The sequence below is a fragment of the Bradyrhizobium sp. UFLA05-109 genome, from assembly GCF_054185165.1.
The window spans coordinates 25,550-42,251 of sequence record NZ_JBBIAR010000080.1 but is presented as its reverse complement, the minus strand read 5'-3'; the positions used below and the strand labels follow the sequence as shown (position 1 = coordinate 42,251).

The window sequence follows — 16,702 nt, the reverse complement described above, 5'->3', positions numbered from 1 at the left end:
CCAAGGACCCAACGGCTTCCCGCCCACCACCATCATGACAGACTTTCCAGACACAGGGACCCATAACCACAGGGAGTGGTTGTGACGCGAAGCTGATAACCCCGAGTCTTCGCCAAACCACTCCCTGTGGTTATGGATCCCGGATCTGCGCTTCGCTTGTCCGGGATGACGAGCGGAGGTTGTCGCTGCGACGTGCCCGGGCCCCGTAGATCACACCACCACGCTCAGCCTCTTCGCCGCGCGGGTAACCCCGGTGTACAGCCACCTGGCGCGGCTGTCCTGGAACGCAAAGCTCTCGTCGAACAGCACGACGTCGTCCCATTGCGAGCCCTGCGACTTGTGCACGGTCAGTACATAGCCGTAATCGAACTCGTCATAGGGCTTGCGCTGCTCCCAGGCGATCTGCTCGATCCCGCCCTCGAAGCAATCGGCGCGCACCGAGACCTTGGTCACCTTGTGACCGAAGTCCTCGTCGGGCGACAGCCGCATGCTGAGGATGCGTGACTTCGAGCGCGAGGTGTTGCGCGATTTCACGCGCCACAGGCCGCCGTTGAACAGGCCCTTCTTGCGATTGTTGCGCAGGCACACCAGCTTGTCGCCGGCGACCGGAAACTGGTCCTCGATGTTCTGGCGCTGGCGCACGCGCATGTTGTAGGCGCGGCGGGTGTTGTTGCGGCCGACCAGGATCTGGTCGGCGCTCATGACGCGGTCCGGATCGAGCTCCTTGCGCGAGACGACCTCGCTCTCGCCATAGCGGCCGATTTCGAGCTCACGGCCCTCGCGGATGTCCATCGACATCCGCACGATCGGATCATCCTGCGCCTGGCGATGCACCTCGGTCAGCATCGCGTCGGGCTCGGTGTTGGTGAAGAAGCCGCCGCCCTGGATCGGCGGCAATTGCGCGGGGTCGCCGAGCACGAGCAGCGGACAGTCGAACGACATCAGGTCGCGGCCGAGCTCCGCATCGACCATCGAGCATTCGTCGATCACGATCAGCTTGGCCTTGGAGGCCGGCGCGTCGTCCCAGAGCTCGAAGCTCGGCTGCTCCTCGCCGGACTCGCGGGCGCGATAGATCAGCGAATGGATGGTGGAGGCGTTGTCGCAGCCCTTGTTGCGCATGACGAGTGCCGCCTTGCCGGTGAAGGCCGCAAACTTGACCTCGCCGTCGACCCCGTCCGCGATGTGCCGCGCCAGCGTGGTCTTGCCGGTTCCGGCAAAGCCGAACAGGCGGAAGATCGGCGGCGTGCCGTTACGGCCTGGCTTTGCCTTGAGCCAGTCGGCGACGGCCTTGAGGGCGGCATCCTGATGCGGGGTAAATGTCGGCATTTTCGTCTTGAGGGAGGGCGAAAATGATCGATTCGCCCGTCCCCAAAACTAACCATTCCGCCCGTCGGTTCAAGCGGCGGCGCATGATCCGGAAAAGTGCGCAGCGGTTTTCCGAAAAGATCATGCTCAAACAACAACTAAAGCGCGATGACATCGCGCTTTGCCCTATTGCCAGCCGGGAACGCCGCGCATGTCGGGCAGGTGGTGGGCGATGCCCTTGTGGCAGTCGATGCAGGTTTTCTCGCCGGTGAACAGGAAGCGCTGGTGCGCCACCGAAGCCCGCGGCGACTGCTTGGTGATGTCCATGGAATCGGCGCTATGGCAGTTGCGGCACTCCAACGAATCATTGGCCTTGAAGCGGGCCCATTCGTGCGCTGCCAGCTCGAGCCTGCGATCGGTGAATTTCTCGCGGGTGTCGATGGTGCCGAAAATCTTGCCCCAGACTTCCTTTGAGGCCTGCATCTTGCGCGCGATCTTGTCGGTCCAGTTGTGCGGGACGTGGCAGTCCGGGCAGGTCGCGCGCACGCCGGAGCGGTTAGTAAAGTGGATCGTGGACTTCAGCTCGGCGAACACGTTGTCCCGCATCTCATGGCAACTGGTGCAGAATTTCTCGGTGTTGGTCAGCTCCAGCGCGGTGTTGAAGCCGCCCCAGAAGATGACGCCGGCCACGAAGCCCGCGAGCACCAGCGTGCCCAATGCGAACACCGTGCTCGGCCGCGTCAGCACGCCCCACAGCTCGAGCGCGAAATCCCAGCTTCGGGCGAGAAAGCCGCGCTTGGCTTTGGGGTCTACATTGGGGTCGTCGGCGGTCGTCGTCATCGGCGGCCACCGGGGCTTGAACGCGAGAGCAGCGTGTCGATGTCGGTGAAGTCGTTGCTGACCGGCGGAGTGGCGGTGTTCTGCGGCACGTGGCATTCCGTGCAGAAGAAGCGCCGCGGCGAGATCGAGGCCAGGAACTGGCCGTCACGGTCCATGAAGTGCGTGATCGAGACCATTGGTGCCTGTGATTCCGACGTGCGCGAGCGTGCATGGCAGGACAGGCACTTGTTGCTGTTGAGGTCGATCTGATAGCCGTCGATCGAATGCGGGATCACCGGCGGCTGCTCCGGATAGTTGCGCGACTCCTTCTCGGAGGTGTTGCGGTTCGGCAGCATCGGTGGCGCCGGCCCTTCATCGTTGAGCGGGGTCGGCCCGCGCAGGCCCGAAGTCACCGTCTGCGCGGTCAGCGAGCTCGCGCCCGCGGCAATGGCGAGCGCCAGAAGGAGGATTCCGGATCGTTTCATCATAGTCACACCCGCTCGATGCGCACGGCGCATTTCTTGAAGTCGGTTTGCAGCGAGATCGGATCGGTGGCATCCAGCGTCACCTTGTTGATCAGCTTGGACTCGTCGAACCACGGCACGAACACCAGCCCGCGCGGCGGCCGGTCGCGGCCCCGCGTCTCGACGCGAGCGCGGATGTAGCCGCGGCGGGACACGACCTTCACCTCGTCGCCGCGGCGCAGCTTTGCGTCCTGCGCGTCGTCGGGATGCATGAAGCAGACAGCCTCGGGGAAGGCCTTGTAGAGCTCAGGCACGCGGCGCGTCATGGTGCCGGAATGCCAATGCTCCAGCACGCGGCCGGTCGAGAGCCAGTACGGATAGTCATTGTCCGGCGATTCCGCCGCCGGCTCGAAAGGCAGTGCAAAGATGCGCGCCTTGCCGTCGGGGTAGCCGTAGAACTGCACGTCCGTGCCCTGCTTCACATAGGGATCGCTCCCCTCGCGGAAACGCCACTTGGTCTCCTGGCCGTTGACGACGGGCCAGCGCAGGCCGCGCTCGCGGTGATAGCTTTCGAACGGCGCAAGGTCGTGACCATGGCCGCGGCCGAAGGCGGCATATTCCTCGAACAACCCCTTCTGCACGTAGAAGCCGAACGCCTTGGACTCGTCGTTGGCGTAGCCCTCCTCGATCTCCGAGGTCGGGAATTTGTCGACTTGGCCGTTCTTGTACAGCACGTCGAACAGGGTCTTGCCGCGATATTCCGCCTTCTTGGCGATCAGCTCCTCGGGCCAGACCTCCTCGATCTTGAAGCGTTTTGAAAACTCCATGAGTTGCCAGAGGTCGGATTTGGATTCGCCCGGAGATGTAACGAGCTGATGCCAGAATTGCGTGCGCCGTTCGGCATTGCCGTAGGCGCCTTCCTTCTCCACCCACATCGCCGTCGGCAGGATGAGGTCGGCCGCGAGCGCCGTCACGGTCGGGTAGGCATCCGAGACCACGATGAAATTGTCGGGGTTGCGGAAGCCCGGATAGGTTTCCTCGTTGATGTTGGGTCCCGCTTGCAGGTTGTTGTTGACCTGCACCCAGTAGGCGTTGAGCAGGCCATCTTTCAGCATCCGGCTCTGCAGCACGGCATGATAGCCGGGCTTGTCGGGAATCGTGCCCTCCGGCAGTTGCCAGATGTGCTCGGTCTTGTCGCGATGCTCCTTGTTGGTGACGACCATGTCTGCCGGCAGGCGGTGCGAGAAGGTGCCGACCTCGCGCGCGGTGCCGCAGGCCGATGGCTGGCCGGTCAGCGAGAACGGGCTGTTGCCGGGCGAGGCGATCTTTCCGGTCAAGAGATGGATGTTGTAGACCAGATTGTTGGCCCAGACGCCGCGGGTGTGCTGGTTGAAGCCCATGGTCCAGAACGAGACCACCTTGGTCTTGGGATCGGCGTAGAGTTCGGCCAGCGCCTCGAGCCGATTGAGTGGCACGCCGGACATCTTTGCCGCTTTCTCCAGCGTGTAGTCCGACACGAATTTTGCGAACTCGTCGTAGCTCATATCGGTGGAGTCGTTGGCCTTCGCCGCGCCGGTCGCCTTCTTCTGAAGGGGATGATCGGGCCGCAGGCCATAGCCAATGTCGGTTTGCCCGCGCCTGAAGATGGCATGCGCAGTGACGAAATCCTTGTTGACGCGACCGGTCTTGATGATGTGGTTGGCGATCGCGTTGAGGATGTAGAGATCGGTCTGCGGCACGAACACCATGCCGATGTCGGCGAGGTCGAACGAGCGATGCTCGAAGGTCGAAAGCACGGCGACGCGGACATGTGGCGCGGAGAGGCGGCGGTCGGTGACGCGCGTCCACAGGATCGGGTGCATCTCGGCCATGTTGGAGCCCCACAGCACGAAGGCATCGGTGGCCTCGATGTCGTCATAGCAGCCGGCCGGCTCGTCGATGCCGAAGGTGCGCATCATGCCGGCAACCGCCGAGGCCATGCAGTGGCGCGCGTTGGGGTCGATGTTGTTGCTCCGGAAGCCGGCCTTGTAGAGTTTTGAGGCCGCGTAGCCTTCCCAGATCGTCCACTGTCCGGAGCCGAACATGCCGACGCCGCTGGGCCCACGCTTCTTCAGCGCGTCCTTCCACTTCTCGGCCATGATGTCGAAGGCTTCGTCCCACGACACCGGTGTGAACTCGCCGTCCTTGTCGTATTTGCCGTTCGTCTTGCGCAGCATCGGCTGGGTCAGGCGATCATGGCCGTACATGATCTTGGAGAGGAAGTAGCCCTTGACGCAGTTGAGGCCGCGATTGACCTCGGCCTTGATGTCGCCGTGGGTGGCGACCACGCGGTTGTCCTTGGTTGCGACCATGACGGAGCACCCGGTGCCACAGAAGCGGCAGGCGGCCTTGTCCCATTTCAATTCGCTGCCGTCACGCTCGGTGACGAGGTTGGCGGCGAGTGCCGGCGTCGGCATGCCTGCTGCGGCGGCTGCGATCGCCGCGGCCTCCAGCTTCAGCATCTGGCGGCGGTCGATCTTCGGTGAGGTCATAACGGTTCTCCCGGCGTCAGCGACGCGGTCTCAGGCAGTTTCGATGGCGTGAAAGACGAGCGCCGCGGAATAGACGTGCGGCATGGACTGGATGTCGTTGAGCATGGTGCCGAGGCTGCCGGCATCCGGCGCTTCGACAACGACGACCAGCTTGCCGCGCGCATCGCGGCCGTGGATTTCGCAGCCGGGCAGAGCCGTGATATCGGCCTCGACCTCCGCCAGGCGCTCGGGGCGCGCCTGCACCAGAATGCTGGCGATCTCGCCTCCGGGCGGCGGGATGATGCGGTCGGCGCTGAGCACCCTGCCGGTGATCAATGCGCGGCGGTTGAGTGTGGCTTGGGCCATGATCTCGGTCTTTCGCTGCGGGAATTCAATGTGGGGGAGGCGGGCCGGGAGGGCCTGCGAACATCTGGTAGATCCACACGGCGAGCCCGTAGCTGCCGACCGTTCCGACCGCGAGGGCGGGCATCACAACCGCGGTCAGGAACAGGAACGCAAAGATCTCCATGCGCTTGCGGCGCACGCGCCCAGTCGTGTCGTCAGGGGCCGACATATTCGGTCTCTCTGAAATTTAGGAATTGGACGGCTTCCGGGCCGTTACCTGGCCACACCATAGGTATCGGACGGCAGATCTCCTTGATCTGAATCAACGGTCTGCAGGCACTTCACCACACGGCTGCGACGAGCGGGGCGGGAAGCTATCGGCTACTTTGCATGGGGTTGTTTTCGATGTTTTGCGCTGGCGTCCCGCCGGGCGGAATTGGGGCGCCATGGACAGTGCGGCCCCGCTCAATAAGATGCCCGCAATAAAAACAATCTTGGGAGAGGCGTCATGAAGTTCGGCATCTTCTATGAGCTGCAATTGCCGCGTCCGTGGGTGGCGGGCGACGAGCTCCGGCTCTACCAGAATGCCCTGACTCAGATGGAACTTGCCGATAGCCTCGGCTACGACCACGCCTGGGTGGTCGAGCATCACTTCCTCGAAGAATATTCGCACTCGCCGTCGCCGGAATCCTTCCTGGCCGCCGCGAGCCAGCGCACGCGACAGATCCGCCTCGGCCACGGCATCCTCCAGCTCACCACCAACCATCCCGCGCGCGTCGCCGAGCGCGTCGCGGTGCTCGATCTCCTCAGTAATGGCCGCTGTGAGTTCGGCATGGGCGAGAGCGCTTCGATAACCGAACTCGAGCCGTTCGGCCGCGACATGGAGACCAAGAAGGAGATCTTCGAGGAGGCGGTGCGCGCGATCTTCCCGATGTTTCGGGATGGCGGCTGCGAGCATCACGGGAAATGGTTCGACATGCCCCTGCGCAACGTCGTGCCGAAACCGCTGCAGAAGCCGCACCCGCCCCTATGGATGGCCTGCTCGCAGCTTCCGACCATCGAGCGTGCCGGCCGCCACGGCTTTGGCGCGCTCGGCTTCCAGTTCGTCAGCGCGGACGCCGCGCATGCGTGGGTGCACGCCTATTACAACGCGATGACCAAGCGGCTGCACAAATTGGCAGACTACGAGATCAACCCGAACATGGCGCTGGTGTCGTTCTTCATGTGCGCGAAGACGGATGAGGAGGCGCGAGCGCGGGCCGATGGCGCAACCTTCTTCCAGTTCGCGCTGCGCTTCTACGGCGCCTCGCAGAACCGCCAGCGGCCGGCGCCCGGCACCGTCAACATGTGGGACGAGTACAACAAGTGGAAGCGCGACAATCCTGAAGCGCAGGAGGCCGCGCTGCGCGGCGGCCTGATCGGCTCGCCGGAAACGATCCGCAAAAAGCTCCGGCGCTTCCGCACCTCCCATATCGACCAGGTGATCCTGCTCAACCAGGCCGGCAAGAACAGCCATGAACACATCTGCGAGTCGCTCGAGTTGTTCGCGCGCGAGGTGATGCCGGAGTTCCAGAACGATCCGGAGCAGGAGGCCTGGAAGAGGGCCGTGATGAGCGGCGAGATCGAGCTCGAGGAGATCGACACGCAAGCCTTTACCGATCGCTACGGCAAGCTCGCGATCAACGTGCCGCCGGCGAAAGCGGCGGCGGGGTAGGGTGCTCCGCATCGTCCGGCATAGGCCCCGGCTCAGCAGCGCACCGCGGAAGTGGCGCTGCCCTGCGTCCGGGACACGAGACTGTCCGCAAATTCGTTCATCCTCGGGTCCCGGACGCGCTGCGCTGCTGCGCAGAGCCGCGACCCATGAGGCATTGGAACGGCTGGCTTCCGGCGCGATGCCGATGTTGATATCCTTTGAGAGAAGCAAACAAGAATTCCGAGGAAACGAGCTTGAGCACCGCGCCGCGCATCGATATTGACCCGGTCTCGTTCTGGAACGATCCCTATCCGATGCTTGCGAAAATGCGCAAGGAGGCGCCGATCGCCTTCGTGCCGCAGCTCGGCTCGACGCTGCTCGTGAGCCGCGACGACATCTCGATCTCCGAAAAGAAGATCGACGTGTTCTCCTCGCACCAGCCCGAGGGGCTCATGAACAAGCTGATGGGCCACAACATGATGCGCAAGGATGGCGAGGCGCACCAGGTCGAGCGTCGTGCGATATTTCCGACCATCTCGCCCAAGACGGTGAAGGCGCACTGGACCGCGCAGTTCCAGGCCCATGCCGATCGCATCATCGATGGCATCGAGCCGGACACGCGGATCGATTTCATGCGCGACTTCGCGCTGCCGTTCTCGGGCGAATGCCTGAAGTCGATCACCGGCCTCACCAATATCGGCTTTGCCGAGATGGACGCCTGGTCGCAGGCGATGATCGATGGCATCGCGAACTATACTGGCGATCCCGCCGTGGAAGCGCGCTGCCATGGGGCGACCGCCGGCATCGACGCGGCGATCGACGACATGCTGCCGGTCATGCAGAAAAATCCGGACCAGAGCTTGTTGGGCGTGATGCTGGCATCGGGCATGCCGATGCAGAGTGTGCGCGCCAACGTCAAGCTGGCGATCTCAGGCGGCCAGAATGAGCCGCGCAAGGCCATCGCCGGAACCCTCTGGGCGCTCCTCACCCATCCTGACCAGTTCGAACTCGTCCGGCGCGGCGAAGTATCGTGGCTCCAGGCGTTCGAGGAATATGCCCGCTGGATTTCGCCGATCGGCATGTCGCCGCGCCGGATTGCAAAGCCGTGGACCATCCGCGAGGTCTCGTTCGAGGCCAACGAGCGCGTGTTCCTGATGTTCGGCTCAGCCAATCGCGACGAGAAGCATTTTGAGCGTGCCGATGAATTCGACGTGAGACGTGATGCCTCAAAGAGCGTCGCCTTCGGCGCCGGCCCGCATTTCTGCGCCGGCGCCTGGGCGTCGCGCGCCATGATCGCCGACGTTGCCCTGCCGACCGTATTCGCGAAGGCGAAGAACTTGCAGATCGTCGACGACGAGCCGGTGCGGATCGGTGGTTGGGCGTTCCGAGGTCTGTTGAACCTGCCGGTGTGGTGGAGTCACTAGCGCGTGAAAGGTCGCGCGGCCGGGTGCGATTTCACGTTCGCGTGCGGAAAATTTCTCTCTGCATTCGCTTCGGCAATTGAAAGATTAATCATGCGCATTGCCGCATCCGCAGTGCGCGTGTCGCTATTTTTCCGGGCGTCTCGACAGCTTCCGTAAGGCGCACCATCATTCCTGCATCGCAATGAATGTCGACCGCTCGCGGTCGGGAGCGGGGAATGCAACGTCGGAATTTTCTGAAACTCACGGCTGGAACGGCAGCGTTTGCGGCGCTGTGGTCGCGCGCAGACGCGCAAACCGGCGTGAATGAGATTCGTATCGGCTATCAGAAAAACGGCGTGCTGGTCATTACGCGACAGCAGGCCGCGTTGGAAAAACATTTCTCTTCGCAAGGCATCGAGGTGAAATGGGTCGAGTTCTCCTCCGGCCCGCCGATGATGGAGGCGATGAATGTCGGCAGCATCGACTATGGTGCGGTCGGCGATTCCCCGCCGGTGTTTGCCCAGGCGGCGGGCGCGGCGATCGTTTATGCGGCAGGCCAGCCGATCACCAACGGCCAAGGCATTCTTGTCCCCAAGGACTCGCCGATCCGCTCGATTGCCGAGCTGAAAGGCAGGCGCATAGGATTCACCAAGGGGTCGAGCGCTCACAACGTCGTGGTACAGGCGCTGGAGAAGGCCGGCCTCACCTATGCTGACATCACGCCGGTCTATCTGACGCCGCCAGATGCCGGTCCGGCGTTTGCGAATGGCAGCATCGATGCGTGGGCGATCTGGGATCCGTATTTTGCGATCGGCGAGACCAAGCAGAACGGCCGCATCCTGATCAACGCACGCGAGGTCACCAAGACCAACTCGTTCTATATCGCCAACCGCGATTTCGCGAGGAACCACGGTTCTGTCCTGCAACAGATCGTTGAGGTGACGGCGGCGACCGGCCGCTGGGCCGAGCAGCATCGCGATGAAGTCGCGAAGTCACTCGCCGCAGTGACCGGCATTCCCCTCGACATCCAGACCATTGCAGCCAACCGCTCGTCCTTCGTCGTCGGGCCCGTCACCGAGGACATCACCGCGACCCAGCAGGGTGTCGCCGATCGCTTCTACAAGCTCGGCCTGATCCCGAAGCCCATCGCCATCCGCGACATCGTCTGGCGCAACACGGCAGCCTGACCGTGCCGACCAGCCTTCCCATTTCCAAAGGTTTGAACATGAGGCGTATCGTTCAACGCGTGATCGCGGCCATCGTGCTGTCGCTGGGCATCGTGGCGGCGGCTGTCGGCACATCCTACGGCCAGGACAAGGTCGTCCGCATCGGCTACCAGAAATACGGCAAGCTGGTGCTCCTGAAGAGCAAGGGCACGCTGGAGCCGAAGCTCGCGGCGGAAGGCTACAGGGTGGTGTGGACGGAATTTCCCTCCGGCCCGCCGCTGCTCGAAGCGCTCAACGTCGGCGCGATCGATTTCGGCAACACCGGCGAAGCCCCGCCGATCTTCGCGCAGGCTGCCGGTGCGCCGATCCAGTATATCGCCTATGAGCCGCCGGCGCCGAAGGGCGAGGCGATCCTGGTGCCGAAGGACAGCCCGCTGAAGTCGGTCGCCGATCTCAAGGGCAAGAAGGTCGCGCTGAACAAGGGCTCCAACGTTCATTATCTCCTCGTCAAGGCGCTGGAGAAGGCCGGTGTCAAATATTCCGAGATCGAGCCGGTGTTCCTGGCACCCGCCGATGCCCGCGCCGCCTTCGAGCGCGGATCGATCGATGCCTGGGTGATCTGGGATCCGTTCCAGTCGGCCGCCGAAGCCGCAACCGGCGCGCGGACGCTCGCCGACGGCACCAACATCGTGGCGAACTATCAGTTCTATTTCTCCTCGAAGAAGTTCATCGAGGCCAATCCAAAGATTGTCGACACCGTGCTCGACGAGCTCCGCGCGGTCGACGACTGGGCCAAGGGCGACATCCATGCGGTTGCCGAGCAACTCGCGCCGTCGATCGGACTGTCCGTGCCCGTGGTCGAGGTGGCGCTCAAGCGCCAGTCCTACGGCATCAAGCCGATCACCGACTCCGTGATCGCCGATCAGCAGCAGGTTGCTGATGCGTTCTTCGCACTCAACCTGATCCCCAAAGCAATCAAGATCTCCGACGTGGCGCGGAGGCCGGGAACATGAGCAAGGTCATGAGCAAGCAAGGTAACGCCAACATACTCTGGTTCCTGCCGACCCATGGCGACGGCCGCTATCTCGGCACCGGCATCGGCGGCCGCGAAGTGAATTTCAACTACCTGCGCCAGATCGCGCAGGCGGCTGACCAACTCGGCTATTACGGCGTGCTACTACCGACGGGACGGAGCTGCGAGGATTCCTGGATCGTTGCCTCCGCGGTCGCGCCGTTCACCGAGCGGCTGCGCTATCTCGTTGCTGTCAGGCCCGGCCTGCAATCGCCAAGCGCTGCCGCGCGCATGACCGCCACGCTCGACCGCGTCACCAACGGCCGGCTCCTGGTCAACGTCGTCACCGGCGGCGACCCCGTCGAGAACAAGGGCGATGGCATCTTCCTCGCCCATGATGAACGCTACGAGGTCACCCGCGAGTTCCTCAACGTCTATAGCGACCTGCTTGCCGGCAAGACCGTGAATGTCGAGGGCAAGCACATCCGCATCGAGGATGGCAAGCTGCTGTTCCACCCGGTGCAGTCGCCGCGTCCGCCGCTCTATTTCGGCGGCTCGTCGGATGCCGGCATCGACGTCGCCGTCGACGCCGTCGATAAATATCTCACCTGGGGCGAGCCTCCGGCGCAGGTCGCCGAGAAGATCGCCAAGGTGAGGGAGGTTGCGGCGCTACGCGGGCGAAAGCTGTCCTTCGGCATCCGTCTGCATGTCATCGTGCGCGAGACCAACGAAGAGGCCTGGCGGGCTGCCAACGAGCTGATCAAGCATGTCAGCGACGAGACCATCGCGCTGGCGCAGAAGAACTTTGCGCGCATGGATTCGGTCGGCCAGCAGCGCATGGCACAGCTGCATGGCGGCAGGCGCGACAAGCTCGAGATCAGCCCGAACCTCTGGGCTGGTGTCGGCCTCGTGCGCGGCGGCGCCGGAACGGCGCTGGTCGGCGACGCCCAGACCGTCGCGGCTCGCATCAGGGAATATCAGGATCTCGGCATCGATACCTTCATCCTGTCGGGCTATCCGCATCTCGAGGAAGCCTATCGCTTCGCGGAGCTGGTGTTCCCGCTGCTCTCGCTCGAGCTGCCGAGCAACGTGACGAAGCTTCACTTCAATGGCGGTCCGTTCGGCGAGACCGTCGGCAGCGATTTCCGTCCGCAGAAGCAGGTGTCGCAGTCATGAGCCTTATCGACAGCATTCCCCTTCCGCGCAGCGTCCGCCTGCCGCGCGCCGACGGTCTGATCCAGTGGATCGTGCCGCTCGCCATCATCGTCGTCTGGCAGATCGCCTGCGTCGCCGGCCTCGTCTCGACGCGAGTGCTGCCGGCACCGAGCGACGTCGCGCTCGCGGGCTGGAAGCTGCTGCTCTCCGGCGAGCTCGTCCGCAACATCTGGGTCAGCTTCTGGCGCGCCTCGATCGGTTTTCTGATCGGCGGCAGCATCGGCTTTGCTTTCGGACTAGCAAATGGCCTTTCGCAGCTCTCGTCAAAGCTGACCGACACGACGCTTCAGATGGTGCGCAACGTGCCGCATCTGGCGCTGATCCCGCTCGTCATCCTGTGGTTCGGCATCGATGAGAGTGCAAAGCTGTTCCTGGTGGCGCTTGGCGTCTTCTTCCCGATCTATCTCAACACGCTGCATGGCATTCGCACCGTCGACCCGCAGCTCATCGAGATGGGCCGCATCTACGGCATGAGCGACGGCGAGTTGTTTCGCCGCGTGATCTTTCCCGGTGCGCTGCCATCGATCTTCGTCGGCATCCGCTTCGCGCTCGGCATCATGTGGCTGACGCTGATCGTCGCCGAGACGATCGCGGCGTCCTCCGGCCTCGGCTACATGGCGATGCAGGCGCGCGAATTCATGCTGATCGACGTTGTGGTGCTGTCGATCCTGATCTACGCCCTGCTCGGCAAGCTCGCCGACAGCGCCTCGCGCCTGCTCGAGCGCCTGACGCTCGCCTGGCATCCTGCCTTCCAGAAACGCTGAGACAAACATGCAGACAGCCCTTCTCCTTCCCGAGACAGAACGCGCCGAGCGCACCAGCTTTGCCCGGCAGGCCCGTGTTGCACGTCAGGACCAGCCGACGTCCGGCCTGTCGCTCACCATTCGCGGCTTGCGCAAATCCTTCGGCGACAACGAGGTGCTGCGTGGCATCGACCTGCACATCCCCGCCGGCCAGTTCGTCGCGATCGTCGGCAAGAGCGGTTGCGGCAAGAGCACGCTGCTGCGGCTGATAGCCGGACTCGACAAGATCGATGCCGGAGCCATCAGCTTCGGCGAGGCGGCGCGGCCCGAGGATATCAGGGTGATGTTCCAGGAGCCTCGGCTGTTGCCCTGGGCACGTGTGTTGTCGAACGTCGAGGTCGGGTTGGGGCGCGACCGCGCCTCTTCCGATGCGCATCCGCGCGCCGAGCACGCGCTGACCGAGGTCGGGCTCGCTGATAAGCGCGACCAGTGGCCCTCGGTGTTGTCGGGTGGCCAGAAGCAGCGCGTGGCGCTGGCGCGCGCGCTTGTCAGCCAGCCCCGCGTGCTCGCCTTCGACGAGCCGCTCGGCGCGCTGGATGCCTTGACCCGCATCTCGATGCAGCGGCTCCTGGAGCGCGTCTGGCGCGACCAGGGCTTTACGGCGATCCTCGTGACGCACGACGTCGCCGAGGCCGTTGCGCTGGCCGATCGCGTGCTCGTGATCGAGGAGGGCCGCATCGCGCATGACGTCACGGTCAATGCGCCGCGGCCGCGCGAGCGCGGCTCGGTGGAGCTCGCGGGCCTCGAAGGCTCGATCCTGCGACATCTTCTTTCGGCGGATGAGCGTACCTAGATAACAGGAGCCCTGATTTCGGGGAGCTTGCCATGAACGTGATAGCCCGCCATATCATGACCGACACCACCATCTCCTCCGCCGATTTCCGCGGCGCCATGCGCCACCTCACCGGTGGCGTCAGCGTCATCACGGCTGGCCGCGGCAGGGACATCACCGGCATGACGGTCACTTCGGTGACGTCGCTGTCGGTCGATCCGCCGACACTGCTCGTCAGCATCAACCGTGACGCCTCCTCGTTCCCGCTGATCAAGCGTAACGGCGCCTTTGGCGTGAATATCCTCAACGCCGACCAGCTCGACCTCGCCGAGCGCTTTGCCGGCAAGGGCGGGCTGAAGGGCGCCGATCGCTTCGCCGGCAGTGACTGGGTAACAGCCGTCTCCGGCGTCCCGCTGCTCGCCGGCGCGCTGGCCGCGCTTGACTGCGAGGTTGAGGAGATCGTCGAGCGTCACTCGCATGGCATCGTCATCGGCCGCGTGCGCGACGTCCGGAGCTCGAGCCGCAACGCAGCGCTCGCCTATTGGCACGGACAATATGTCGCGGTCGATCAGGATGAGGACGCAGCGAGGCTCGTCGAGGTTAGAGCATGATCCGGAAAAGTGTGAAGCGGTTTTCCGAAAAGATCATGCTCAAACAACAACCTAAAGCGCGATGATGATTCATCCCAATCTCATCGCGCTTTAATGTTCGCACACGGGGCCGGGGCGTCATTTGACCGTCCGGCGGCCTTCCGGGCTGGTCTTTTCGTTTCCCTCGATCTAGAAGCGCCACCAGAGCCTCCCGGAGGAGGCGATGGAGCCGGCATGAAACGCGTTGCGACCTGGGCCTTCTACGCCGTCGGCGCGCTCGCGATCGCCTATCTCGCGCTCTACGCCTATGCGATGCTCACCGGCCGGCACATCGTGCCCGGCGACCCCATCCACATCTTCCGCAATCCCGACGCGCCGAGCTATTCGTGAACATGCGTAGGGTGGGTTAGCGAAGCGTAACCCACCACCTTGCTTTCCGCGCGAAGAGAGAAGTGGTGGGTTACGCCTTCGGCTAACCCACCCTACGAGAGCTACTAGCTCCGCAAGATCGCCAGCGCCAGCGCCTGTGCGCGCGGGACGATGCTGTCGAGCTCGAGATATTCCTCGGCCGTGTGCGCAAGTCCGCCGACCGGGCCGAGGCCGCAAATCGTCGGAGTACCGACGGCGGCGGTGAAGCCTGAATCGGCGCAGCCGCCGGAGAACTCGCCGGTGAGCGTGGTCAGCCCGACGTCGCGTGCGGCGCCCTGGTAACTCTCGAACAGCGTCTTCGACGCCTCGCTCTGAACCGCCGGCACGAACTCGCCCTTGATCGTCAGCGTGGCGCTCGTGCCCAGCACGTAAGAGGTGGCGACGATCTGCTCGATCGCGGCCATTACGGCGTCGCGATCTCTCGGCTCGACATAGCGCAGATCGATCTGGCCCTCGGCATAAGGCGCCGTCGTATTCACGGACTGTCCGCCCGAGATCAACCCGACGTTCAGGGTGATTCCCTTGGACAGATCGGTCAGCGCGTGGATATGGACGATCTTGTTTGCAAGCTCGCCGATCGCGCTGACGCCGGCCGCGAAATTCGCGCCGGAATGTGCGGCCTTGCCGGTGACGGCAAGGTGCATGAAGATGCCGCCCTTGCGGCTCGTGACCACGTTGCCGTTCGGTCGTCCCGGCTCGGAATTGTAGACGGCGCGCGCGGATCGTCCCTCGCGCTCGATCACCGGCCGCGACGAGGGCGAGGCGATCTCTTCGTCCGAGGTGATCAGCACCTTGATCGGGTGCGGGCCGCCGCCGAACGTCTGGAAGGCAGCCGCAACGAACACGTTCATGACAAGGCCAGCCTTCATGTCCGCGACCCCCGGGCCATAGGCGCGGCCGTCTTTGATGGTAAACGGGCGTCGTCCGGCCTCGCCTTTGCCGAACACCGTGTCGCGATGCCCCATCAGGAGGATCGGCTTTTCGTTGCTGCCGGGTTTGGCAACGGTCGCATGGAGCGCATCGCCATAGGTGCCGTTCGGCTCTCGCCAGCTCGAAATGCCATGCTCGGTAAAATGCCGCTCGAAGCGCGCGCCGACCGCGTCCACGCCGGCCTTGTCGTAGGATCCGGAATCGATGTTCACGACCTCGCGCAACAGGTCGATCATCGCCTGCTTCTGCGACGCCAGCCAATCCGTGATTTGAGTCTCGCCCATGTCGGCCCCGCAAGTTTGTCCTGCGGCGCTTATACGGCGTATCGCATCCGCGACCTAGTCCCCGAACGGGGCCCGGCCTTGCAAGTCGGCCATGCCCCGCAAACCATAGCGCGAAGTTATTCCATCGACGGAGGAACAAGGCGCTCCACGCGTGCCGAAGGTCGGCTGTGATCGGGCGCGGTCCAGCGAAATGCGTGAAACGCTGAATCGTCAGTCACGCTTCTTCCCACAATGGTCGCACCGTCAGCGGTTATTCCGGTGGCGTACGATTCCGCTTCGGGGGAGCCGAGGTCGAGCATGCCGGCTTCGGCGGTCCAGCGAAAGGCATGCGCTGTCCCATCGGCGGTCTCGGCATATCCCACGACCACCGAGCCATCCGCGCTCACCGCAAGCGCATTGGATTCCCTCCCGCCGAGCGTGCCAAGATCGACCATTCCTGTGCAGCGTGTCCAGCGAAAGGCGTGATTGCCGTCCCAGCGCGAGGTCATGCTACTTCCAACGACCACCGATCCGTCTGCGCTTGTGTCGTGGGCGCCGGAAGTGGGGCCTCCGAGCGTTCCCAGATCGATCATGCCGGTATCGCTGGTCCAGCGAAAGGCGTGTTCATCCTGCTCGGGAGTGTGGCTCGACCCCACCACCACCGCGCCGTCGGCGCTCACACCGCGCGCGCTGGATTTGTGTCCTCCGAGCGTGCCGAGATCGACCATGCCGGTGCTGCTGGTCCAGCGGAATGCGTGGAAGATGTAGAACCCCTCGTCGGAGGTATCGGGGATCTGGGCGGACCCGACCACGACCGAACCGTCCGTGCTGACACCAAAGGCGCTGGACGAAGGTCCCCCCAGCGTGCCGAGATCGGTCGTGCCGCCCCTGCTGGCCCAGCGAAGGGCTTGATAGCCTTCACGATCTCCCGCGACGTTCCCACTGCCAACGATCACCGAGCCGTCGCCATTCACGGCATTGGC

General features: G+C 63.9%; 17 protein-coding genes. 9 read left to right on the top strand and 8 right to left on the bottom strand.

Features of this window, described 5'->3' with window-relative positions:
- Nucleotides 1-210: 210 nt before the first annotated feature.
- The 6 genes from Q3C01_RS38335 to napE all read right to left on the bottom strand — a co-directional run bounded on the left by Q3C01_RS38335 (nt 211) and on the right by napE (nt 5,672).
- Nucleotides 211-1,326 (bottom strand): ATP-dependent DNA helicase, encoded by a 1,116-nt coding sequence (locus Q3C01_RS38335; protein WP_458150490.1) that lies wholly within the window; start codon nt 1,324-1,326, stop codon nt 211-213.
- Between the two features lie 165 nt (nt 1,327-1,491).
- Complete coding sequence (locus Q3C01_RS38330; RefSeq protein WP_458150489.1) at nt 1,492-2,145, bottom strand: NapC/NirT family cytochrome c; 654 nt, start codon at nt 2,143-2,145, stop codon at nt 1,492-1,494.
- Nucleotides 2,142-2,612, bottom strand: coding sequence for a nitrate reductase cytochrome c-type subunit (locus Q3C01_RS38325; RefSeq protein ID WP_458150488.1), 471 nt, complete (start codon nt 2,610-2,612; stop codon nt 2,142-2,144). The genes Q3C01_RS38330 and Q3C01_RS38325 overlap by 4 nt, the downstream gene beginning before the upstream one ends.
- Before the next feature lie 2 nt (nt 2,613-2,614).
- Nucleotides 2,615-5,119 (bottom strand): nitrate reductase catalytic subunit NapA, encoded by a 2,505-nt coding sequence (napA, locus tag Q3C01_RS38320; protein ID WP_458150487.1) that lies wholly within the window; start codon nt 5,117-5,119, stop codon nt 2,615-2,617.
- 30 nt (nt 5,120-5,149) lie between these two features.
- Entirely contained in the window at nt 5,150-5,464 is a 315-nt protein-coding gene (locus Q3C01_RS38315) for a chaperone NapD (RefSeq protein WP_458150486.1), read from the bottom strand.
- 25 nt (nt 5,465-5,489) lie between these two features.
- Nucleotides 5,490-5,672 carry a periplasmic nitrate reductase, NapE protein gene (napE, locus tag Q3C01_RS38310; RefSeq protein ID WP_027523184.1) on the bottom strand — a complete coding sequence of 61 codons (183 nt, stop codon included), beginning with the start codon at nt 5,670-5,672 and terminating at the stop codon, nt 5,490-5,492.
- Between the two features lie 279 nt (nt 5,673-5,951).
- Between napE and Q3C01_RS38305 the strand changes: the two genes are divergently transcribed.
- From Q3C01_RS38305 to Q3C01_RS38265, 9 genes are all read left to right on the top strand, one after another.
- Complete coding sequence (locus Q3C01_RS38305; protein WP_458150485.1) at nt 5,952-7,157, top strand: LLM class flavin-dependent oxidoreductase; 1,206 nt, start codon at nt 5,952-5,954, stop codon at nt 7,155-7,157.
- Nucleotides 7,158-7,390: 233 nt separating this feature from the next.
- Nucleotides 7,391-8,560, top strand: a complete 1,170-nt coding sequence (locus Q3C01_RS38300; protein ID WP_458150484.1) for a cytochrome P450 — start codon at nt 7,391-7,393, stop codon at nt 8,558-8,560.
- A 215-nt stretch (nt 8,561-8,775) separates the two neighbouring features.
- A complete protein-coding gene (locus tag Q3C01_RS38295; protein WP_458150483.1) occupies nt 8,776-9,726 on the top strand; it encodes a sulfonate ABC transporter substrate-binding protein in 951 nt (316 codons plus the stop codon).
- A 38-nt stretch (nt 9,727-9,764) separates the two neighbouring features.
- Complete coding sequence (locus Q3C01_RS38290) at nt 9,765-10,718, top strand: sulfonate ABC transporter substrate-binding protein (protein ID WP_458150482.1); 954 nt, start codon at nt 9,765-9,767, stop codon at nt 10,716-10,718.
- The gene (gene ssuD, locus Q3C01_RS38285; protein WP_458150481.1) at nt 10,715-11,893 is read left to right on the top strand and encodes an FMNH2-dependent alkanesulfonate monooxygenase; all 1,179 of its coding nucleotides are present in this window, start codon (nt 10,715-10,717) and stop codon (nt 11,891-11,893) included. The genes Q3C01_RS38290 and ssuD overlap by 4 nt, the downstream gene beginning before the upstream one ends.
- Nucleotides 11,890-12,696 (top strand): aliphatic sulfonate ABC transporter permease SsuC, encoded by an 807-nt coding sequence (gene ssuC, locus Q3C01_RS38280; RefSeq protein WP_458150480.1) that lies wholly within the window; start codon nt 11,890-11,892, stop codon nt 12,694-12,696. Before ssuD ends, ssuC begins: the two co-directional genes overlap by 4 nt.
- Before the next feature lie 7 nt (nt 12,697-12,703).
- Complete coding sequence (locus tag Q3C01_RS38275; protein ID WP_458150479.1) at nt 12,704-13,528, top strand: ATP-binding cassette domain-containing protein; 825 nt, start codon at nt 12,704-12,706, stop codon at nt 13,526-13,528.
- Nucleotides 13,529-13,560: 32 nt separating this feature from the next.
- Nucleotides 13,561-14,118: a flavin reductase family protein gene (locus Q3C01_RS38270; RefSeq protein ID WP_458150478.1), complete on the top strand. Its 558-nt coding sequence runs from the start codon at nt 13,561-13,563 to the stop codon at nt 14,116-14,118.
- A gap of 213 nt (nt 14,119-14,331) precedes the next feature.
- Entirely contained in the window at nt 14,332-14,487 is a 156-nt protein-coding gene (locus tag Q3C01_RS38265; RefSeq protein ID WP_458150477.1) for a hypothetical protein, read from the top strand.
- A 104-nt stretch (nt 14,488-14,591) separates the two neighbouring features.
- Here Q3C01_RS38265 and Q3C01_RS38260 read toward each other — a convergent pair whose 3' ends face one another.
- Nucleotides 14,592-15,740 carry a M20 family metallopeptidase gene (locus Q3C01_RS38260; RefSeq protein ID WP_458150476.1) on the bottom strand — a complete coding sequence of 383 codons (1,149 nt, stop codon included), beginning with the start codon at nt 15,738-15,740 and terminating at the stop codon, nt 14,592-14,594.
- Between the two features lie 116 nt (nt 15,741-15,856).
- Entirely contained in the window at nt 15,857-16,693 is an 837-nt protein-coding gene (locus Q3C01_RS38255; RefSeq protein ID WP_458150475.1) for a hypothetical protein, read from the bottom strand.
- Nucleotides 16,694-16,702: the final 9 nt, after the last annotated feature.